At 70.8% G+C, this 19,310-nt stretch carries 19 protein-coding genes and 1 riboswitch; of the genes, 9 read left to right on the forward strand and 10 right to left on the reverse strand.

All coding sequences use genetic code 11. The features are described 5' to 3' along the window. Positions 1 to 330 precede the first annotated feature (330 nt). From AWQ68_RS25495 to AWQ68_RS25510, 5 genes are all read right to left on the reverse strand, one after another. Positions 331 to 1,056 carry a DUF4190 domain-containing protein gene (locus tag AWQ68_RS25495; protein ID WP_066944457.1) on the reverse strand — a complete coding sequence of 242 codons (726 nt, stop codon included), beginning with the start codon at positions 1,054 to 1,056 and terminating at the stop codon, positions 331 to 333. Continuing rightward, positions 1,056 to 1,187: a hypothetical protein gene (locus tag AWQ68_RS45795; RefSeq protein WP_281217732.1), complete on the reverse strand. Its 132-nt coding sequence runs from the start codon at positions 1,185 to 1,187 to the stop codon at positions 1,056 to 1,058. Before AWQ68_RS45795 ends, AWQ68_RS25495 begins: the two co-directional genes overlap by 1 nt. A gap of 174 nt (positions 1,188 to 1,361) precedes the next feature. Further along, entirely contained in the window at positions 1,362 to 1,787 is a 426-nt protein-coding gene (locus AWQ68_RS25500; RefSeq protein ID WP_066944458.1) for a hypothetical protein, read from the reverse strand. Continuing rightward, a complete protein-coding gene (locus AWQ68_RS25505) occupies positions 1,784 to 2,044 on the reverse strand; it encodes a type II toxin-antitoxin system ParD family antitoxin (RefSeq protein ID WP_066944460.1) in 261 nt (86 codons plus the stop codon). Before AWQ68_RS25505 ends, AWQ68_RS25500 begins: the two co-directional genes overlap by 4 nt. 308 nt (positions 2,045 to 2,352) lie before the next feature. Beyond that, complete coding sequence (locus AWQ68_RS25510) at positions 2,353 to 3,579, reverse strand: MFS transporter (protein ID WP_066944462.1); 1,227 nt, start codon at positions 3,577 to 3,579, stop codon at positions 2,353 to 2,355. Positions 3,580 to 3,637: 58 nt separating this feature from the next. Between AWQ68_RS25510 and AWQ68_RS25515 the strand changes: the two genes are divergently transcribed. Then, positions 3,638 to 4,660: an ArsR/SmtB family transcription factor gene (locus tag AWQ68_RS25515; RefSeq protein WP_066944464.1), complete on the forward strand. Its 1,023-nt coding sequence runs from the start codon at positions 3,638 to 3,640 to the stop codon at positions 4,658 to 4,660. A gap of 63 nt (positions 4,661 to 4,723) precedes the next feature. Here AWQ68_RS25515 and AWQ68_RS25520 read toward each other — a convergent pair whose 3' ends face one another. From AWQ68_RS25520 to AWQ68_RS25530, 3 genes are all read right to left on the reverse strand, one after another. Continuing rightward, a complete protein-coding gene (locus tag AWQ68_RS25520; RefSeq protein ID WP_157545699.1) occupies positions 4,724 to 5,869 on the reverse strand; it encodes a mandelate racemase/muconate lactonizing enzyme family protein in 1,146 nt (381 codons plus the stop codon). A gap of 172 nt (positions 5,870 to 6,041) precedes the next feature. Next, positions 6,042 to 6,704 carry a response regulator gene (locus AWQ68_RS25525; protein WP_066944469.1) on the reverse strand — a complete coding sequence of 221 codons (663 nt, stop codon included), beginning with the start codon at positions 6,702 to 6,704 and terminating at the stop codon, positions 6,042 to 6,044. After that, positions 6,701 to 7,828 carry a sensor histidine kinase gene (locus AWQ68_RS25530; RefSeq protein ID WP_066944471.1) on the reverse strand — a complete coding sequence of 376 codons (1,128 nt, stop codon included), beginning with the start codon at positions 7,826 to 7,828 and terminating at the stop codon, positions 6,701 to 6,703. The genes AWQ68_RS25525 and AWQ68_RS25530 overlap by 4 nt, the downstream gene beginning before the upstream one ends. Before the next feature lie 218 nt (positions 7,829 to 8,046). Between AWQ68_RS25530 and AWQ68_RS25535 the strand changes: the two genes are divergently transcribed. The 3 genes from AWQ68_RS25535 to AWQ68_RS25545 all read left to right on the forward strand — a co-directional run bounded on the left by AWQ68_RS25535 (position 8,047) and on the right by AWQ68_RS25545 (position 11,251). After that, positions 8,047 to 8,457: a DUF6223 family protein gene (locus AWQ68_RS25535; RefSeq protein ID WP_066944473.1), complete on the forward strand. Its 411-nt coding sequence runs from the start codon at positions 8,047 to 8,049 to the stop codon at positions 8,455 to 8,457. A 255-nt stretch (positions 8,458 to 8,712) separates the two neighbouring features. Beyond that, positions 8,713 to 9,918 (forward strand): 4-hydroxyphenylpyruvate dioxygenase, encoded by a 1,206-nt coding sequence (gene hppD / locus AWQ68_RS25540; protein WP_066944568.1) that lies wholly within the window; start codon positions 8,713 to 8,715, stop codon positions 9,916 to 9,918. A gap of 97 nt (positions 9,919 to 10,015) precedes the next feature. Continuing rightward, positions 10,016 to 11,251 carry a Glu/Leu/Phe/Val dehydrogenase dimerization domain-containing protein gene (locus tag AWQ68_RS25545; RefSeq protein ID WP_066944475.1) on the forward strand — a complete coding sequence of 412 codons (1,236 nt, stop codon included), beginning with the start codon at positions 10,016 to 10,018 and terminating at the stop codon, positions 11,249 to 11,251. Positions 11,252 to 11,397: 146 nt separating this feature from the next. Here AWQ68_RS25545 and AWQ68_RS25550 read toward each other — a convergent pair whose 3' ends face one another. Together AWQ68_RS25550 and AWQ68_RS25555 are read right to left on the reverse strand one after the other, a co-directional pair. Then, positions 11,398 to 12,822 (reverse strand): MFS transporter, encoded by a 1,425-nt coding sequence (locus AWQ68_RS25550; RefSeq protein ID WP_066944477.1) that lies wholly within the window; start codon positions 12,820 to 12,822, stop codon positions 11,398 to 11,400. 2 nt (positions 12,823 to 12,824) lie between these two features. After that, complete coding sequence (locus AWQ68_RS25555) at positions 12,825 to 13,205, reverse strand: nuclear transport factor 2 family protein (protein WP_084464392.1); 381 nt, start codon at positions 13,203 to 13,205, stop codon at positions 12,825 to 12,827. A gap of 84 nt (positions 13,206 to 13,289) precedes the next feature. Between AWQ68_RS25555 and AWQ68_RS25560 the strand changes: the two genes are divergently transcribed. From AWQ68_RS25560 to AWQ68_RS25580, 5 genes are all read left to right on the forward strand, one after another. Beyond that, the gene (locus AWQ68_RS25560; RefSeq protein ID WP_218007026.1) at positions 13,290 to 13,913 is read left to right on the forward strand and encodes a TetR/AcrR family transcriptional regulator; all 624 of its coding nucleotides are present in this window, start codon (positions 13,290 to 13,292) and stop codon (positions 13,911 to 13,913) included. Between the two features lie 298 nt (positions 13,914 to 14,211). Beyond that, positions 14,212 to 14,351, forward strand: a riboswitch (cyclic di-AMP (ydaO/yuaA leader). A gap of 370 nt (positions 14,352 to 14,721) precedes the next feature. Next, on the forward strand, positions 14,722 to 15,462 hold the full coding sequence (locus AWQ68_RS25565) for a glycoside hydrolase family 25 protein (RefSeq protein ID WP_066944482.1): 741 nt from the start codon (positions 14,722 to 14,724) through the stop codon (positions 15,460 to 15,462). A 354-nt stretch (positions 15,463 to 15,816) separates the two neighbouring features. After that, positions 15,817 to 17,073 carry an ROK family transcriptional regulator gene (locus AWQ68_RS25570; protein ID WP_066944484.1) on the forward strand — a complete coding sequence of 419 codons (1,257 nt, stop codon included), beginning with the start codon at positions 15,817 to 15,819 and terminating at the stop codon, positions 17,071 to 17,073. Beyond that, complete coding sequence (locus AWQ68_RS25575) at positions 17,070 to 17,966, forward strand: polysaccharide deacetylase family protein (protein WP_066944486.1); 897 nt, start codon at positions 17,070 to 17,072, stop codon at positions 17,964 to 17,966. The genes AWQ68_RS25570 and AWQ68_RS25575 overlap by 4 nt, the downstream gene beginning before the upstream one ends. Beyond that, the gene (locus AWQ68_RS25580; RefSeq protein WP_066944488.1) at positions 17,963 to 19,279 is read left to right on the forward strand and encodes an MFS transporter; all 1,317 of its coding nucleotides are present in this window, start codon (positions 17,963 to 17,965) and stop codon (positions 19,277 to 19,279) included. The genes AWQ68_RS25575 and AWQ68_RS25580 overlap by 4 nt, the downstream gene beginning before the upstream one ends. The last annotated feature ends 31 nt before the right edge of the window (positions 19,280 to 19,310 follow it).

Consider the following 19,310-nt stretch of genomic DNA (forward strand, 5'->3'; position numbering starts at 1 on the left):
GCGTCGCCGATCAGCCTGGAAGGACCCAGCGCAGGTCGGCGCGCCGGGCACGTACACGACCTGCTCGCCCCTGGTGATGCGCATGCGGAACGCTTGCTGAGGCGGTGATGACGCCTTTCGCCACCCGCTGATGGCCGACTCAACGTCATCCCACAGCCGCAGCGTGCCACCTTGCCGGAAGATCCACCCCGTCACCGTCGGGGGGCAGCCACGCCCACGACCTGCTGGCCTGGTCGACCAGCCAACCACCCGAGTACGGCGCGGCGTAAACGGGAACACCAAGAGGGGCCGCTCGGCGTGCTGCCGACCGGCCCCTCTCGTTTTCCCCGCCTACTGGAGGTACATGAACGCCCCGTTCGACCCCTCAGACCCGAACATGGCGATCACCCGCGGCGTCGTCTTCTCCGGCAGGTCGAACACCAGCGTCCGGGTGACCTTCTGGCCGGGGTTGATCTTGTCGTAGATGCCCGCGCTGTTCTCCAGGTTCTGGCTGATCGTCGCGCTGCTGTCGACGTTGTACTGCTTGGCGTCGGCGTCCAGCAGCCCCGAGTCCATCCCGTCGAACTGGGCCGGGCCGTCGCCGGTGTTCTTCACCAGGACCTTGACCACCACCCAGCTGCCCTGCGCTGTGTGATTGTCGATCGAACTGCTCACGGTCTTCGCCCGCTCGGCGGAAAGGATCTTCAGCGCGAATGGAGGCTCGCTGGCCACTTTCCCGAACGCGAGCGGCTTCGGCGCCGAGCTCTTCGTCGCCCTGGCCACCGGGTCAGTCGACAGCGCCTGGTCGATCGCCGTGACCGCGTCCTTCGTGGCGTTAACCGTGATGACCAGCCCCCACGACGCGCGCCCCAGGGCGGCCAGGCCGACGATGGCACCCGACAGGGCGACCCCGCCGTTGGACGCCGTCCCCTTGCTGGCGCGCGAGCGGCCGACGAAACCGAAGATGACCGCGAGCAGGCCGAGAGTGCCGGCGAGCCAGAACAGCAGCGGGATGAGCCCAGACAAGGCCCCGACGATGCTGAGCACCAGTGCGGCCACGCCGAGCCCGTTGCGCATCAGCTGGGGGTGATGCCCGCCGCCCGGCGGCATCCCGTACCCCTGGGGCGGTCCGTACCCATGCGGCTGGCCGACCCCTGCGGGTAGCCCTGGGGCTGCGTCATGGGCTGCTGATCGTACGGGTTGGACATGCGAATCCTCCGTCTATCCCTGGCGCTTCACCGCAGGTCGCCCCGATCCCATGCGATGTGCGAAAGGAGATCGTAATGGCACGCTCCACAGGCCCACCGCAACCTTGACACAACTGTCATACAAACGACGAAGGGGGCCGGTCACCTCAGACCGGCCCCCTTCCGCTGCCCCGGCTACTCCTCGGGGTCAGCGATCTCGGCGACCTGCACGCCGTCCAGCTCCAGCTCCGACCAGCGGCCGGCATCCAGGGTGAGGATGACCGCGCCCTCCTGCCGCGCCAGCAGGGCCGTGTGCGCGTCCTCCCACAGCCGCTTGTCGCCCATCGCCGCGGCCGTGTGGCCAAGCTCAAGCGCGTCGTCGAACCCGACGAGCGGCCCGTACGCCCCGTGCTCCAGGCGGGCGATGCCCCGCACCGCCGGTAGATACGTCGCCTCGTCACCGCCGCCTATCTCCGCGGCCACCGCCGATACCACCAGTGCTGGCACCACCAGCTGCAGCCCGCGCTCGTCCAGCTCGAACAGCATCGTGATCAGCGGCAGATCGCCCCGCGCGACCTCCGACACCACGGTGGCGTCCAGGACGTACCCGCGCGGGCTCACCCGGCGGCGCGCACGTCGGACTGCGCCAGCAGGCGGTCGGTCATCCGCCGTACCTTCGCCGAGGCGCCGGGGTCCGAGCGCACAGCCTGCACCGCGGCGCGCACCGCCGCATCGGCCGCGCGGTCGGCCTCGGCCACCCGGGCCAGGGCGGCGTTGACCACGGCTGACACCGACCGGGCCCGCCCGGCCGCAACTTCGGCGTTCGCGTACTCGAGCAGCTGCTCGTCGATGGTGACGCTGATGGGTTTGGTAGACATGCGATAACCATACGATGACCGGGCTCGAGCTGGAAGCACCCTTGAATACCGCACAGTCCGGAACCAGGGAACGTGGGCGTCAGCGAGTCGATTCGCGATCAGCGTCGAGGGGATCTCGAACCCGACGCGCTTGGCTATTCGGAATTGGAGCGGCTTGTGCTCGGCCGCCATGATCTTCCACGGGTGGCTGACGTACCGGCACGGCAGCGACGCCAGGACACCGCCGAGTCCGTACCGGGCCTCTGCGGCGGCGAACTCCTCGATCTGGGATGGGTAGTTCCACATGTATGGCGTGGACCGCCTGTAGCTCACGGCTCGCGGCGCAGCGGCGAGAAGAGGATCGGCACCCAGCTCAGCGCCAGGATCAGCGTGCCCAGCCACATCGGCGCCCGCACCCCCCACAGCTCTCCGAGCACCCCGGCGAGCAGCCCGCCGAGTCCGACCGAGCCCATCAGGAGCAGGCGCATCGTCGCCGTCATCCGGCCCAGCATCTCGTCGGGCGTGACGCGCTGCCTCAGGCTGACGAGCAGCACGTTGTTGATTCCGGTCCGGAACGTCAGCACGAACCACGCTGCCGTCGCCGCCCACAGCGACGGTCCACGGTCGAGGAACGGGATCACGAACGCCGCCGGCGAGGTGACCAGACCGACCATCCACACGGCCCGGCCGGTGCCGAGGCGGCGGCCGAGCAGGTGCGCGGCGGACGACCCCGCGAGCACGCCGAGGCCGCCGGCCGCCAGGTACGCGCCGACCACCCATTCGGGCAGCCCGAGCCGATCCACGATGAGCACGGGCAGCAGGACCGAGCAGAGCGGGTACGCCAGGTTGGCCATCGAGCCCTGGAGAAGGGCCGCGGTAAGCACCGGGTTGCCGAACACGAAGCGCACACCGGCCGAGATCTGCCGCGCGATGGGCGGGTGCGGTGTGTCGGGCGCCGCCTGGACCGGCTCCCGGACGCGGCGCAGCCAGGCGGCCGACCACAGGTAGCTGAGCGCGTCGAGCAGGATGGCCACGGGCGCTCCGGCCGCCTGCACCAGCACGCCCGCCAGGCTGCGCCCCGCGACGTCCATGCCCGAGTTCGTGCCCACGAGCAGCGAGTTGGCAGATGTCAGCCGGTCTCGCCCGACGATGCCCGGCACGAGGCTGAACGAGGCCACGTCGAAGAACAGCGTTCCGGCGCCGACCAGCGTGGCCACCAGATAGAGCTGCGCCATGGACAGCCACCCCGCCCACCAGGCGACCGGTACGGAGAACAGGACGAGCGCCCGCGCCAGGTCGGTGGCCAGCATCACGGGACGCCGCCTGACCCGGTCCACCCAGGCGCCGGCGGGCAATCCGAGAACGAGCACCGTGAGCGTGCTCAGCGCGCTCAGCAGGCCGACCTCGGCGGGGCCCGCGCTCAGCGCGGTGACCGCGAGCAGCGGCAGCGCCACGTAGCTGATCTGGCTGCCTGCCTGGCTGATCGTTCCCGCGACGTAGAGGTTGCGGAAGTCGGGAAGCCGCAGCAGGGGAGTTTCCACTTGTGTTGCCGTCATGCCGCAAAGATGCTGACATGTCGCTCAAAGGGCCACCGATTAAGTGAGAAGCGAATCCATGACGCTGGAGCTGACGTTCACCACCCGCGACATCGCCAACATCCGCTTCGCCGTCTCCCCGCTCGGCGAGGTCGTCGCGAGCGTCCGCGTCGTGAAGAACCCCGCGGCCCACCCGCTGCTGCGTCCCTGGGCGGAGCAGGTACGGCGGCGCCTGGCGGACGTGGACTGGCGCCTGCTGTCGGATCTCGTACCGGTGCCCACGATCTCGATCGCCGGCTTCACCTGCACGCCGCCCGCCACCTCCATCCCCGACCTGGAACTGGAGCTGGCCACGATGCGGGCCGCGGCCGACCGGGTCCGCACCGACCTGGACGACGCCGGCACCCCCCGCACCAAGCGCGTCGAGGCCCTCTACGCCGACCCCGGCAAGGGCCTGGAACGCCTGGCGCAGGAAGTGGAGAACTATTGGGCGGCGGCCATCGCCCCGTACTGGCCGCGGCTCAGGTCCCTGCTCGAAGGGGAGATCCTCTACCGCGCCAAGCTCCTCGCGGAGGGTGGCGCGCAGCGCATGCTGACCGACCTCGACCCGAGCGTGACCTGGCACGACGGCACGCTGCGCGTGGAACACCGCTACGTGTCGGGGACCCGTTCACTGCGCGGTCTCGGGCTGTTGCTCGTGCCCTGCGTGTTCGTCTGGCCGCAGGTCTTCTCCGTCACGACCCCGCCGTACCAGCCCACGGTCCGCTACTCGCCGCGCGGCATCGGCACGCTCTGGGAGCGTCGCGGACTGGAGCCGCCGCGGGCCTTGGCCGCCGTGCTCGGCAGGACGCGGGCACGTCTGCTGGCCGAGCTGGACCAACCCGCCTCCACCCGCGACCTGGCCCTGCGTGTCGGGCTCTCCGAGCCCGGCGTCAACCAGCACCTCACCGCGTTGCGCGACGCCGGTTTGTGCACTGCGCACCGCACCGGGCGGTACATCCTCTACGCCCGTACGACGACGGCCGAGGCTCTGCTGGCGGGCGACCACCTCGACGGGACGCCCTCGCCCGAGGCGGGCTCCCGCACTCCATCCGCCGGCTGAACCCGCCCCGGAACCTCGACCTGCTATGCCGCGACGTGCCGGCCGCCCCCGAACGTCTCCCGGTCAGGCGACCCAGTGCGCCGAGGCGAGGGAGCGGACCGCGTCCTCGTCCACCTCGACGCCGAGGCCCGGCCCTGTCGGCACCAGGGCCGTGCCGTCGACGACCTCCACCGTGGTGCCCCCGACGTACGCCGAGTGGACGAACTGCCGCCCGTTGAGATCGACGGGGGTGTCCACGCCGAACGCGGCGAACAGGTGCAGCGAGGCGGCGAACCCGAGATCGGTGTCGGTCAGCCCCGACCCCATGATGCGCAGCCCCGCGTCCTCGGCGAGCTGGCACAGCCGCCGCGAGAGCGTGAGCCCGCCAGAGCGCTGCACCTTGGCGATCGCGATGTCCACCGCGTCGAGCTTCACGAACGTGGCCAGGTCGGAGGGGTGGCGCAGGCTCTCGTCCAGCGCCACCGGAAGCGGGCTGTGGTCGCGCAGCCGGCGCAGGCCGGTGACGTCGTTGGCGGGCAGCGGCTGCTCGAACGCCGACACGTCGAGGTCGGCCAGCCTGCGCGCCATGCGCAGTGCGCCGTCCACGGTGTAGGCCTGGTTCGCGTCCACCCAGATGGGCGCGTCCGGCGCCGCCTCCCTGACCGCCGCCACGACCGAGACGTCCGTCGCCTCGTCGTGCAGGCCCACCTTCACCTTGTACGCCTGGTAGCCCTGCGCTCGCCCCTCCTCGACGGCCTGCCGTACCTCGGCGGGGGTCTGGCCGGCCACGATCCAGCCGAGCCTGATCCGGTCAAGGCGGCGCTGGCCCCAGAGCACGCCGACGGAGACGCCGAGGGCCCGGCCGAGCAGGTCGTGCAGCGCGATGTCGAGCGCGGACTTGGCGATGGGGGAGCCGATCGTCAGGCCACGGTTGATCACCTTCTCGTAGGCCGCGCAGGCGCCGTCCAGATCCCACGCCCGCCGTCCGATCAGCGCGGGGGCGAGGTAGCGGTGGATCGTCGTCGAGATCGACTCCACGGTCTCGTACGTCCAGGAGGGCGTCGGGGTCGCCTCACCCCAGCCGGTCCGGTCGCCGGCCGTGACCTTGACCAGCACTCGTTCCGTGGGCTTGCCCGCCGTGGTGACGCTCCCTCCGGAAATGCTGAACGACCGGATGGACGGCAATTCCACGACGAACGTTTCCACCCGCTCGACGACCAGCGACTCCATGATTCTCCCGTCGGAATGAATTCATGCTTATTCACCTGCTGTAATGCCCTGAACCTAGCATGTTGGAATTATTTGGCGAATTAACGGAATGAATTCATGGCATTTCCGGAGCAGGCGTGGGACGGCTGGTTCGGTGCCCGCGAGCAGCGCGGACCGAGATGTCGCGTGAATGTCAGGAGGTGCGTGGGACGACGAGGCCGGATTCGTAGGCGAGGACCACGAGTTGGGCGCGGTCACGGGCATGGAGCTTGGCCATCGCCCGGTTGATATGGGTTTTCGCGGTCAGCGAGCTGATCACCATGCGGTCGGCGATCTGGTCGTTGGACAGGCCCTGCGCGACCAGGACGACGGCCTCGCGTTCACGGTTGGTCAGCTCTTTCAGCCCCGTGCCGGCATCGGTGTGGAGCGGCTCGGTGATGTACCGGTTGATCAGCTTGCGGGTGATCGACGGTGCGAGCAGGGCGTCACCGCGCGCGGCGACGCGCACGGCGTGGAGGAAGTCTTCCGGCACGATGTCTTTGACAAGGAATCCGGCGGCGCCGGCGCGCAGTGCGTTGAAGACGTATTCGTCCATGCCGTAGTTGGTCAGGATGACGACGTGCACCCCGGCCAGGGCCGGGTCCGCGGCGATGCGCCGGGTCGCCTCGATGCCGTCGACGACCGGCATCTGGACGTCGACGAGCGCGATGTCGGGCAGGTGTTCCTTGACCAGAGCCAGGCACTCCTTCCCGTCGGAGGCCTCGGCCACCACCTCGATGTCGTCTTCGAGGTCGAGGAGCGCGCGGAATCCGCTGCGAATGAGCGGCTGGTCGTCGGCCAGCAGGACACGGATCATGACGTTCGGTCCACGGGAAGCTCGGCTTGGACGGTGAAGCCGCCCCCGTCGCGGGGTTCGGCACGCAGGCGGCCGCCGAGGGCGGTGACGCGCTCGTGCATACCGAGCAGTCCGATGCCCGGCGTCGGGGCGGCGCCCGGCGCGGCCGTGCCGTCGTCGTCGACGCGTACGGCGAGGGCGCTCGGACGGTAGTCGATCCGGACCGAGGCCGTGGTGGCGGCGGCGTGGCGGGCGACGTTGGTGAGCGACTCCTGGACGATGCGATAGGCGGTCCGCTCCACCGCGGCCGGCACGTCGCATCGCTGTCCTTCGATCGTGAGCGTCGTGTCCAGACCGGTCGTCCGCGACCGTTGCACCAGTTCCGCGACGTGGTCGAGGCCATGCGGCGGGGTCGTGTCGTCGTCGCGGAGCGCCTCCAGGGTCGCCCGCAGCTCCCGCATCGCCTCCCGAGCGGCCTCCTGGATCGCCAGCAGAGCCTCCGGCACCTGCTCACCGCGCTTGCGGGCCACGTGGACGGCGACGTCGGCCTGCACCTTGATGACCGAGATCTGGTGGGTGAGCGAATCGTGCAGCTCACGTGCGATGTGCAGCCGTTCCTCGTCGGCGCGGCGGCGCGCGGTCTCCTCCCGCGTGCGCTCGGCCTCGTCCGCCCGCCGCTCGGCCTGCCGCAGCGCTTCGCCCGCGGCGCCGGCCGCGATCAGCCAGGCGATCTCGAGGGCGCCCCGGGCCTGCGCGAACGCCTCGCCCGTCTCGTGCAGGCCCGAGGCCAGGGCCGCGAGCGGGAGAGAGGCCAGCATGGCCGCGCTCGCCGCCACCGTGACGATGCGGTGTCCCGCCCGCATGGCCGCGTACACCGCGAACAGGTACGCGACGGCGGGCACGTCGAAACCGGCCGCCTGGTAACCCACCGTGCACAGCCCGGTGACGGCCAGGACGAGAACCGGAGTCCGGCGGCGCGCGACCAGCGCCAGGCCGCCGGCCGCCAGGAGCGCGTAGCCGAGCAGGCCGAGGTACGTCGCGGAGTGCTGCCCGGACAGCCCGGTGACCAGCAGCGTCACCGCCACGCCGACGGCGATCGCGCAATCCATGACACGTGCCCGGACACCGGACCGTCCTGTGCTCATGCGCGCACCTTAGCCGGATGCTCGCGCGGGCGACTCCTGCGCACGGATGATCGGCCGCCTACCGCACTCGCGGTACCTTCGCGGCTCCTGCGGCGTCCGCGGCAGCCGGCTACGGCTTCGGCGGCAGCGCGAATTGCCCGCCTCGGCAGGACGATCGGCGGCGGGTCCGGCGGACATGATCGGGCGACGTCCCGTCGTAGGAGAAGAAGGAGCACCTCATGTCCGTTCATCACCCCCTTGCCGCCCTGCTCGGAGGTTTCGGACGTGCCGAATCGGCGGCCGCGCACGTCTTGGCCCAGTCGGCCGACGTCGGCGCCTACGACTTGACCGCCGGGCGTCTCTGGTCCTTGGTGGGCGCGCTGCTGGGGCTGGCCGGCGTGGTCATCGGCGGGCTGGCTCTGGCCCGCTCCGCCGGTCGTATCGGCACCGGCAACGGGAGAAGGGGGGCCGTCGTGGCCCTCGCGGCGGGGCTGGCCGGCGTGGTCGTCGGCGGCCTGGTCGTGGCCCTCGCCGAAGGCGGTCCCGGCACCGGCTACGGAATAGTCGGGGGCTTCATGGCCCTGGTGGTGGGACTGATCGCCATGCTCCTCGGCGGGCTCGCTCTGGCCCGCTCCCGCCGCACCGCCTGACCGGTGAACGGCTCGACGCCCACCGGCCGCCGCCGGTTGCCGGCCCTGCGCCCCTGACGGATGCGGAACCTGATGCGCCTCCGCCGAGGTGTCGTCGCGGGGTGGGCAATCTGTACAGCGAAACCGCGATGCCGCCCGACATACATGGCAGATCGAATAGCGACTTCTCGGCTTCTTGCGCAGCCACTTTCCCATGCGTTCACATATGCGAAGTCCGCCCGTTTTTGGGGAGGCAGCGAGCCATTGGAGGAGATCGTGAGCATCCAGCAGACCCTCACCGACCAGGAACGCCTGGCCGAACTCAACCTCGACGAGCTGAAGCAGCTCGTGGGCCTGGTTTCCTACGACGACTCCACCGACCCCTTCCCCGTGACCGGATGGGACGCCATCGAATGGGTGGTGGGCAACGCCACGCAGTCGGCGCACTACTTCCAGTCCGCCCTCGGCATGGAGCTGGTGGCGTACTCCGGCCCGGTGACCGGCAACCGTGACCACCACGCGTACGTGCTCAGGAGCGGGGCCATCCGGTTCGTCATCAAGGGCGGCGTCGCGCCGGACAGCCCGCTGCACGACCACCACCGCGCGCACGGGGACGGGATCGTCGACATCGCGCTCGAGGTGCCCGACGTGGACCGCTGCGTCGAGCACGCCCGCGCCCAGGGCGCGACCGTGGTCGAGGAGCCGCACGACGTCACCGACGAGCACGGCACGATCCGCATCGCGGCCATCGCCACGTACGGCGAGACCCGCCACAGCCTGGTGGACCGTTCGCGCTACAACGGCCCGTACCGGCCCGGCTATGTGGAGCGGACCTCGTCCTACGTCAAGCGTGCGGGCGCGCCCAAGCGGCTCTTCCAGGCGCTCGACCACGTCGTGGGCAACGTCGAGCTGGGCCGCATGGACGAGTGGGTGGACTTCTACCGCCGCGTGATGGGCTTCACCAACATGGCCGAGTTCATCGGCGACGACATCGCGACCGAGTACTCGGCCCTGATGTCGAAGGTCGTGGCCAACGGCAACCACCGGGTGAAGTTCCCGCTGAACGAGCCGGCCATCGCCAAGAAGAAGAGCCAGATCGATGAGTACCTGGAGTTCTACCGGGGGCCGGGCGCCCAGCACCTCGCCCTGGCCACCAACGACATCCTGCGTACGGTGGACCTCCTGAGGGAGGAGGGTGTCGAGTTCCTCGACACCCCGGACTCCTACTACGAGGACCCGGAGCTGCGGGCCCGCATCGGTGAGGTGCGCGTCCCGGTCGAGGAGCTGCAGAAGCGCGGCATCCTGGTGGACCGCGACGAGGACGGCTACCTCCTGCAGATCTTCACCAAGCCGATCGGCGACCGGCCCACGGTGTTCTTCGAGTTCATCGAGCGGCACGGCTCCCTCGGCTTCGGCAAGGGCAACTTCAAGGCGCTGTTCGAGGCGCTGGAGCGTGAGCAGGACCGGCGGGGGAACCTCTAGCGATCCCGAGCCGTCGCGCCCGCGGGCGCGACGGCCGCCCGGCCGCGACCGGCGAGCCCGATTGATCACCAGACTCCTACCGAAGCAGGAACAGGATATGAAGCATCTGCTCACCCGGTTCGAGAACCGGGCGCCGGAGATCGTTTTCGAGTGGAGAGATCCCGAGACCCCGGCCCGGGGATGGGTGGTGATCAACTCGCTGAGGGGAGGCGCCGCGGGCGGTGGGACCCGCATGCGCCCCGGGCTCGACCGTGACGAGGTCGTGTCGCTGGCCAAGACGATGGAGATCAAGTTCACCGTCTCCGGCCCCCGGATCGGCGGGGCGAAGTCCGGCATCGACTTCGACCCACGCGACCCCCGCAAGAACGACGTCCTGCGCCGCTGGTACAAGGCGGTCACCCCGCTGCTGAAGACGTACTACGGCACCGGCGGCGACCTCAACGTGGACGAGGTGCGCGAGGTCGTGCCCATCACGGAGAGCCATGGCCTGTGGCACCCGCAGGAGGGCGTGGTCAGGGGCCACTACGACGCCACCGACCGGGATCTCGTGCGACGGGTCGGACGGCTCCGCCTCGGCGTGGGCAAGGTCGTGGAGGACGCCCGCTACACGCCCGCCCCGGCCGGACATTCCGGCGGCTACGCGATCGCCGACCTCATCACCGGGTGGGGCGTGGCCGAGTCGGTGCGGCACTACTACGCCGTCTACGGCGGCGACATCGCGGGCAAGCGCGTCATCGTCCAGGGGTGGGGCAACGTCGGCGCCGCGGCCGCCTACTACGCGGCCCAGGCCGGCGCGCGGGTGGTCGGTGTGATCGACCGCAACGGCGGGCTCCTCAACCCGGCCGGCTACGGCCTCGACGAGGTGCGCGAGCTGTTCCTCACCAAGGACGGCAACACCCTGCGCGCCCCCGGGATGATGCCGTATGAGGCGATCGCCGCCGCCGTCTGGGACGTCGGCGCGGAGGTCTTCCTGCCCTGTGCGGCGTCCCGGCTCGTCACCCGCGAGCAGGTGGACCGCATGGCGGCGCGCGGCCTGGAGGTGATCGCGTGCGGCGCCAACGTGCCGTTCGCCGACACCGAGATCTTCTACGGCCCGACGTACGAGCACGCCGACAAGAGCGTCGCGGTCGTGCCCGACTTCATCGCCAACAGCGGCATGGCCCGCACCTTCGCCCTTCTGATGCGGGAGGGCGTGGACGTCTCCGACGAGGCGATCTTCGCCGACGTGTCGGCCACCATCGAGTCGGCGATCAGGAAGTGCCACGAGCGCTCGCCGGAGCCGACTGGAGTGGCGAGCACCGCGTTCGAGATCGCCCTCGAACAGCTCACCTGACCCTCCGTACACGTACGCGCGGGAGCGCGGTGGCGATCGCCACCGCGCTCCCGCCATTGTCCGGGACGTCGAAGCCCGTCCGGGCGCTCCGATCCGCTGGACCTTCCTCCCACTGCTGCTGCGGCCGGTGGCGAGGATCCCCCTCGCTAGGGCCGGCCAGGACGAGTGATGAGGGAGACCACGAGCGCGGCCAGGCACAGGAAGCCGGCTGCGCCGAGGCTCGCCACGTTGAAGCCGTGGACGACGGCCTCCGCGGGCTCGTGGTGGTGATAGTGGGCCGCGGCCGTCCCGGCGATCGTGCTGAGCAGCGCGGTGCCCAGGGAGGCGCCGACCTGTTGTGAGGTCATCACCATGGCTCCTGCCACAGCGCTGTCCGCACCCGCGCCGAGGGTCGCGGTGCTGTTGGCGGTGACCAGCACCCACCCCGTGCCGAGCCCCACCAGCAGGAACACCAGGAGGGCGTGCCAGTAGCCGCTGTCGGTCCGAAGAAGTCCGAGCAGGGCGAGCCCGGACGCGATCGTGAGGAGCCCGGGGCACAGCAGCCACCGGACCGGGACTCGAGCCAGCAGCGGGCCGACCGCCCGCACTCCCACCATCAGGCCGACGGTCAACGGCAGGAAGCCCAGGCCCGCCCGGACAGGTGAATAGCCCAGCACGTCCTGCAGGTAGAAGGTCAAGAAGAACAACGCGGCGAACATGCCCACCGCCAGGCTGAGCACCGCCAGGTACGATCCGCCGCGGCGGCGGTCCAGGACGACCCGCAAGGGGAGCAGAGGCCCCTTGACCCGGGCCTGGACCCGTACGAACGCGACCAGCGCCAAGGCTCCGGCGACCAGCGGCCCGAAGGTGTACGGCGAGTCCCACCCGTCGGGTTCGGCCCGGGCGAATCCGAAGACCAGCGCCATCAAGCCGGCGGTGGCCAGGAGCGCCCCGGTGACGTCGAGGCGCACACCGGGAACGCGTGGCACGGGCCGTACAGCACGCGACACCCCGATCGCGGCCAGGGCCGCGATCGGCAGGTTCACGTACATGCACCAGCGCCAGTCGAGGTAATCGGTGAGCACTCCGCCCAGCAGCACGCCCAGGCCGGAAGAACTTCCCATCACGGTGCCGTAGATGCCGAACGCCTTGCCGCGCTCGGCGGGGGCCGGGAACGTCGCGGCGAGGGTCGCCAGCACCGCCGGAGTGAGCAGAGCGCCGAACACGCCCTGCAGGGCACGGCCGGTGAGCAGCATCGCCGGGCCGGTGGCGGCGCCGCCGAGCGCCGAGGCCGTGGCGAACCCGATCAGACCCACCATCAGGGTCCGCTTGCGGCCGGCCAGATCGGACAGCCGCCCGCCGAGCAGCAGCAGGCCACCGTAGCCCAGGGCGAAGAGCGTGACCACCCACTGGCGGGTCGGGTCGGACAGATGGAGGTCGCGCTGCACGGAAGGCAGCGCGATGTTCATGATCGTCATGTCGATGCCGATCATGAGCTGCGCCGTCGCGACCGCGGCCAGCGCCCACCAGCGCCGGGGATCGGGCGGGGCGGCGCTATCGGGAGGCCGCGTGTACCTGCTTGTGGTGGTCACGGCTAGAACATCCCGTTCTGGTTCTCTGCGGCCTCCGGGATCGGCTGCATCACGTCCCAGTGCTCAACGATCTTGCCGTTCCGGTCGAGCCGGAAGATGTCGACGATGGCCGTGCCGAGCTGCCCGGGCACCCGCACGCCGTGCACATGCGCGATGACGAAGTCACCGTCGGCGAAGAGGTGCTTGACCTCGGCGCGCAGCGCGGGAAAGTCCTTCCGCAGCTGTCCGAGGAAGGCATCGAAGCCCTCGATCCCGTCCGCGATCTTGGGGTTGTGCTGCACGTACCGGTCGCCGATGAGCTTCGACGCGGCCTCGAAGTCCTTCTGGTTGAGGCCCACCTCGTAGAAGGCCAGGACGGTCTGCTTGTTCCGCTCGAGATCCATGTGTCTCCTTGAGTGAACAGCTGTAGGTGAACGACTGTAGCGCTACGACTGTAGGGCAACGATCGTTGCAATACAATGCGAGCCATGGACACGACCTCTTCGATCTCTTCGGCGCGGGGTCGCAACCCGCGCGGCCAGGGGGAACGGCTGCGCCGCGACATCGTCGGCGCCACCCTGCGGATGCTGAACGAGCTGGGAGACGATGAGGCGCTGTCCCTGCGCGCCGTCGCGCGCGAGGTGGGCATCGCGGCGACCTCCGTCTACATCCACTTCTCCGACCGGGACGCCCTGGTCTTCGCGGCCCTGGAGCAGTGCACCCTCGACCTCATGCGTGACCTGGATGGTGCCGAGTCGGCATGCGGCGACCCGGTGGCCCAGCTGCGAGCGCGCCTGCTCTACCTCGCCACCTGGGTCCGCGACCACGCGGGCCTCTACAAGGTGCTGCACGAGAGCACCCTGAACCGGCGGATGCATCTGGTGTTCAAGGAGCAGTTGGCCGCGCGCACCGGCGCCGCCGTTCAGCGGTGCATGGACGCCGGCCTCGCGCCCGCCGCCGACGCGGCCACTGTGGCGCTCGACCTACGCGCGGCCGTGCACGGCGCCGTGTCCATCCGGGTGAACGAACCGGGTCTCGCGTTGCCGCCCCTGGAGGAGCAGATCGACCGCTTCCTCGCCAAGATCGTCGGTGTGAGCCTCACAACGCGCTGAAGCCGCGGCGGTCGGCGCGCATCCCGCGCCGGCGGCGGAAGGTCGGAAGAAGGCGATGGCGAGCGGGCCACGGCTGCTTCCGGGACGGCTGGACGGTCCCCGGGGATCCAGCGAGGCGACGCCCACCTGACTCGATCGTGACGGCGATGTCAGGTGGAAGGTAAAAAATTATCTGTCCTATTTATTGCTGTATGTCGGATTAGGTACCTTTAGGGCACTGCCGCGGTACGTCATCGTTACCGTGCCGCGGCCTCGTACCAGGACCGCGCGTGGCCGGTGGGGATCCTCCCGCCGGGACGGCGCGCGGCCGCCGAATCCGCCACGAGCGGAACCGGGGACCCACCTCCGGGGTGAATCGGCACGCCGACGCGGCGTGCCGTAGGGCACCTGCCAGCCCGAACCCGTCAGCTAACCCGGTAGGCGGTGTGGAAGGAAGGAGTACCCCTTCATGCCCGAGCATCGGCCTGCCCCTCGTCCGAAGCCCCCTGGCCGGACCTGTCACGGCGCGCGCGGCACCCTCGCCTGACGCGCTGCCGGAAGGCGCCGCCTGACGACCCCGAGGATCCCGTCCTCGCGCACGGTCTGCAGGCCTGCCCCCTTGACCTCGCTTTCAGCGCCGTTCTCGCACTCTCACCTCCCGGGCTCCCGCCTGCCCGAAACCCCGGTGGCTCTCACCGTTCGGCGGGTCTCAGGGCGGTCGCCGGCCCCGCCGCGGGTCGCGAGGAGCGGGCGCGACGGCACTCCGCGTGCCCCCACACAGCACTGATCCCAGGCAGTTCCCCTCAATGCCCCCCGTAGGAGAAACCCGATGTCCCTTCGTCGTACCCTTCGCGTCACGTCCACCGCCGGGCTGCTGGCCGCCGTCTCCACGTCGGCCGCCCTGGTCCTGTCCGGGCCGGCGCACGCCACGCCGGACCGTCCCGTCCCCGCCGCCGCCGAGGAGAAGGCCGCCGCCGCCCCGCTCATCTACGGCGAGGACATCTCCAACCACGAGCCCGACCACGACTGGAACGCCAGCCCCGCGAAGTTCGGCATCATCAAGGCCACCGAGGGCCTGACCTTCCGCGACGCCACCTTCGCCCGGAACTGGAAGCAGCTCGACGAGAAGGGCATCGTGCGCGGCGCCTACCACTTCGCGCACCCCGCCAACGACCCGATCGCCGAGGCGAAGCACTTCCTCGCCGTGGTGAACGCGCAGCCCAGCAAGCAGGGCGACCTGCTCGTGCTCGACCTGGAGGCGACCGACGGCATGTCCGTCGCGCACGTGAACAAATGGGCCAAGACCTGGCTCGCGTACGTGAAGGCGAAGACCGGCGCCACGCCGATGGTCTACAGCGGGTGGAACTTCGCCGACACCTACGGCCGCGGGCTGGCCGAATACCCGCTCTGGGTCGCCCACTACAGCAAGGCGAAGGGCACCGTGACGCCGCCCGCCGACTGGAAGAGCTGGGCCATCCACCAGTACACCGAGGACCCCATCGACGAGAACGTCTCGGCACTGAGCGTCGACCAGCTGCGCGCCCTGGGCCGTCCCGCAGCCAAGGCGTAGGGGGCCGTCGCAACACTGATCAGTTACTGGCGGCGAGAAGCATGGCGAGACGCTCGGCTGGGGTATCCCAGCCGAGCGTCTTTCTTGGTCCGGCGTTGAGTTCGGCAGCCACTCGAAAGGCCGGACAGGCCAAGCTCACGGCCCTGGCCGAGGACTACGTCGGGGGCTGAACCGCTCTCCAGTTGAAGCAGGAGCCCCCCGCCGAGGAGTGACGCGCTCGCCGACGGCTTGGCGGAGGGTCGCGGTCAGGCTGTGCGGGACCCCCTTGTCGCGGGGCCGCCCATGGGATAGAAATGCGCTCACCCTGAGTAGGAAAGTTTCCGACCTACTCGGCGCCGGGACGGAGGGTGAGCGTTGGGCGGCGACTACCTCGCGGGGCCGCAGGGCCTGCTCCGGTCGATCAACGCGCGCGCCGTGCTCGACGTCATCGACCGCGAGGGGCCGCTGGGCCGACCCGAGATCACCAGGGCGACCGGCCTGTCCAAGACCACCGTCGCCCAGGCGCTGCGCGAGCTCGTCGCGCGCGAGGTCGTCGACGAGGCGGGCACCGACACCGCTCGCAGGGGGCCCGCCGCGACGCTCTACCGGGTCGCCCCCCGCTGCGCGTTCGGGCTCGGCGTCGACATCGGGCACCTGCGGGTCCGCGTCGCCGTCGTGGACGCGGCCGGAGAGGTCCTCGCCCGCGCGGAGGCCCCCGCGCCGCGACGGGACGCCGCCGCGCTGGCGGACGCGGTGACCGCCCTCGCGTCCGAGTGCGCCGAACGGGCCGGCACCGGCTTGGCCGCCGTGGGACAGGCCGTCATCGGCGTCCCCGCCATCGTCGGACGCGACGGCCGCGGCATCAGACGGGCGTACGGCCTGCCGCAGGGCGGCCAGGGGCTGGTCGAGGCGATCGAGCGCGGGCTCCCCATGCCGCTGCTCCTGGAGAACGACGTCAACCTCGCCGCCGTCGCCGAGCAGCGGTTCGGTGCGTGCGCGGACGTCGGCGACTTCGTCCTGCTCGGCGTCGGCGTCGGCCTCGGCGCCGGGATCGTGCTCGGCGGCCGGTTGCACCGGGGGTTCGCCGGGGGAGCGGGCGAGGTCGGCTTCCTGCCCCACCCCGCGACCGAGCTCGGCACCGAGGTGCTCGGCGCCCGGCGCATCGCCGAGCAGGCCAGGGCGGCCGGCATCGCGGGCAGGCCGTCCCCCCGCGAGCTCTTCGAGAGCGCCAGGGACGGCGACGAGAGGGCGCTCGCGGTCGTGGACGCCACCGCCCGCAGGATCGCCCACGTCGCGGCCTCCATCGCCCTGGTGATCGAGCCGGAGCTGTTCGTGCTCGGCGGGGCGGTCGGCGCCAACGCCGACCTGCTGCTCGGCCGCGTCCGCCACCACCTCGCCAGGGACGCCGCCCCGCTGCCGATCACGGTCATCCCGAGCGGTGTGCCCGAGGACGCCGTCCTGCGCGGTGCGGCCTGGCTCGCCCGCCACCACGCCAGGGAACGCGCCTTCGCCGCCGCCACGGGCGCGCCTCCGCAGGACGCCGACCCCGGAGGCCGGCCGTACGACACCGACTCCGCCGGGCGACCGCGCGGCTCCAGGAAAGCGGCTCCAGGAAAAGAGGACACCACGTGAACCTCGCACAACGGCTCGGCGCCCGGGCGGACGACCGGCTGCTGATCGTCAACGCCGACGACTACGGCATGTGCCGGGCGGCCAACACCGGCATCACCTCGCTGCTCGCCGCCCGCGCCATCAGCTCGGCGACCGTAATGACCCCGTGTCCGTGGGCCCCGGACGCGATCCGCGCGGCCGTCGCCGGTGGCTACGACGTGGGCGTCCACCTGACCTTCACCAGCGAGTGGGAGGGCTACCGGTGGGGGCCGGTGACCCGCGACCGCGTGGTGTCCTCGCTGGCGGACGAGGCCGGGTACTTCCCGGCCGACTGCCGGGCGGTCGAGGAACGCGCCGATCCGGACGAGGTCCACGCCGAGATCGCCGCCCAGATCCGCAGGGCCGTGACCCTCGGCCTGGACCCCTCGCACGCGGACAACCACATGGGCAGCCTGTACGGACTGGTGACCGGCAGGGACTTCCTGGACGTCGTCTTCAAGGCGTGCGCCGAGCACGGCCTGCCGTTCCGGCTGCCCAGGACCCTGGACGGCATGGGCCTGCCCGAGGACCTGGAGCCGATCGCGGCGGCGCGGGCGGAGGCGGCGGACGCGGCGGGGGTGGTGATCCTCGACCGGCTCTGGACGCTGCCGTTCGAGCTGGCCGAGGGCGAGACGTACGAGAGCGTCAAGAACGACATGATCGGGCTGATCCGGGCGCTGCGGCCCGGCGTGACGGAGATCTACATTCACCCGTTCGAGGAGACCGGCGAGCTGCGGCAGATCATGCCGCACCACGCGAAGCGTGCCATGGAGTTGCGGCTCTTCACCGATCCGGAGGTCCGCCGGGCCGTCGAGGAGGAGGGCGTCCGGCTGATCGGCTGGTCAGACCTACGTGACCTGCAGAGGTCGCGATGACCGGCCGCGCCCGGATGCTCGCCTACGGGGCGGGCAACCTGTCGGTCAACCTGCTGGCCCAGGCGTTCGCGACCTTCGCCACCTTCTACTATGTGGACCACCTCGGCGTCGATCCGGCGCTGATCGGCGTCGCCATGGTGATTCACGGCATCGTGAACGCGCTGCTCAACCCCCTGGTGGGGCACGTCTCGGACCGTACGCGGACCCGCTGGGGGAGGCGGGTGCCGTACATCGCGATCGGGATGGCGCCGCTGGCGGCGGCGTTCACCATGATCTGGATCCCGCTCGTGGACGGCGGAACCGCCCGCTTCTGGTATTTCCTGATCGCGGTCCTCGTCTACGACGTGCTGTTCGTCGTCGTGGTGCTGAACTACGTGGCGCTGTTCCCCGAGATGTTCACCACCATCGCCGAGCGGGCCGCCGCCGCGTCCTGGCGGCAGATGTTCGCCATCGTCGGCATGATCGTCGGAGTCGCCGCCGCGCCCGTGCTGTACGGGCTCATCGGGTGGCCCGCGATGGGCGTGTCGTTCGGCGTCGTCGCGCTCGCCTTCTTCGCGCTGTCGCTGCGCGGGTCGGTCGAGCGGGTCCGGACCGAGCGCGAGAGTTTCGGGTTCCTGACCGCGATCCGCTACACGCTCGCCAACCGGGCGTTCGTCACGTACGTCCTGGGCAGCTTCCTGCTGCAACTGACCTTCGCCCTGCTCCAGGCGGGCATCCCGTTCTTCACCAAGTACGCCCTTGGCGAGCCCGACTCCGCCAACACCGTCATCCTGGGCGCGGTGTTCGTCACCGCGATCCCGCTCGTCTACGTCTGGAGCCGGGTCACCACCCGGATCGGCCCCCGCCGCGCCGTCCTCGCCGCGATCATCGTGTACGGCGTGGCCCTCGTGCCGTTCCTCTTCGTCGGCGGTCTCGTCCTCGCGGCCGTCGCCGGGGCCGCGGTCGGCGTGGGGATCGCCGGGATGCTGGTCCTCCTGGAGATCCTGCTCGCCGAGGTGATCGACGACGACGAGCGCAGGACGGGCGCCCGCCGCGAGGGGATGTACTTCGGGATGAACGGGTTCATCGTCCGCTGGGCGGTGTCGCTCCAGGCGGTGATCATCAGCGTGGTGCTGTCCCGGTCCGGCTACCAGGCGGGCGCGGCCGTCCAGCCCGGCTCCGTCGTGACCGGCGTCCGGCTGATGCTGGGCGGGGTTCCCCTGATCGTGCTGGCGGTGGCGTTCGGCTGCTTCCTGCTCTACCCGCTGCGGGCGGGCGTCCGCACTGTCGACGAGAGCGTCCCCGTCCCGCTCCCCGGTCCTCCCGCTCCTTGATTCCGCGCCTCTGAGCCGCCTCTCGACGCGG

Source organism: Microtetraspora fusca, from assembly GCF_001570365.1.
Taxonomy (GTDB): Bacteria; Actinomycetota; Actinomycetes; order Streptosporangiales; family Streptosporangiaceae; genus Microtetraspora; species Microtetraspora fusca.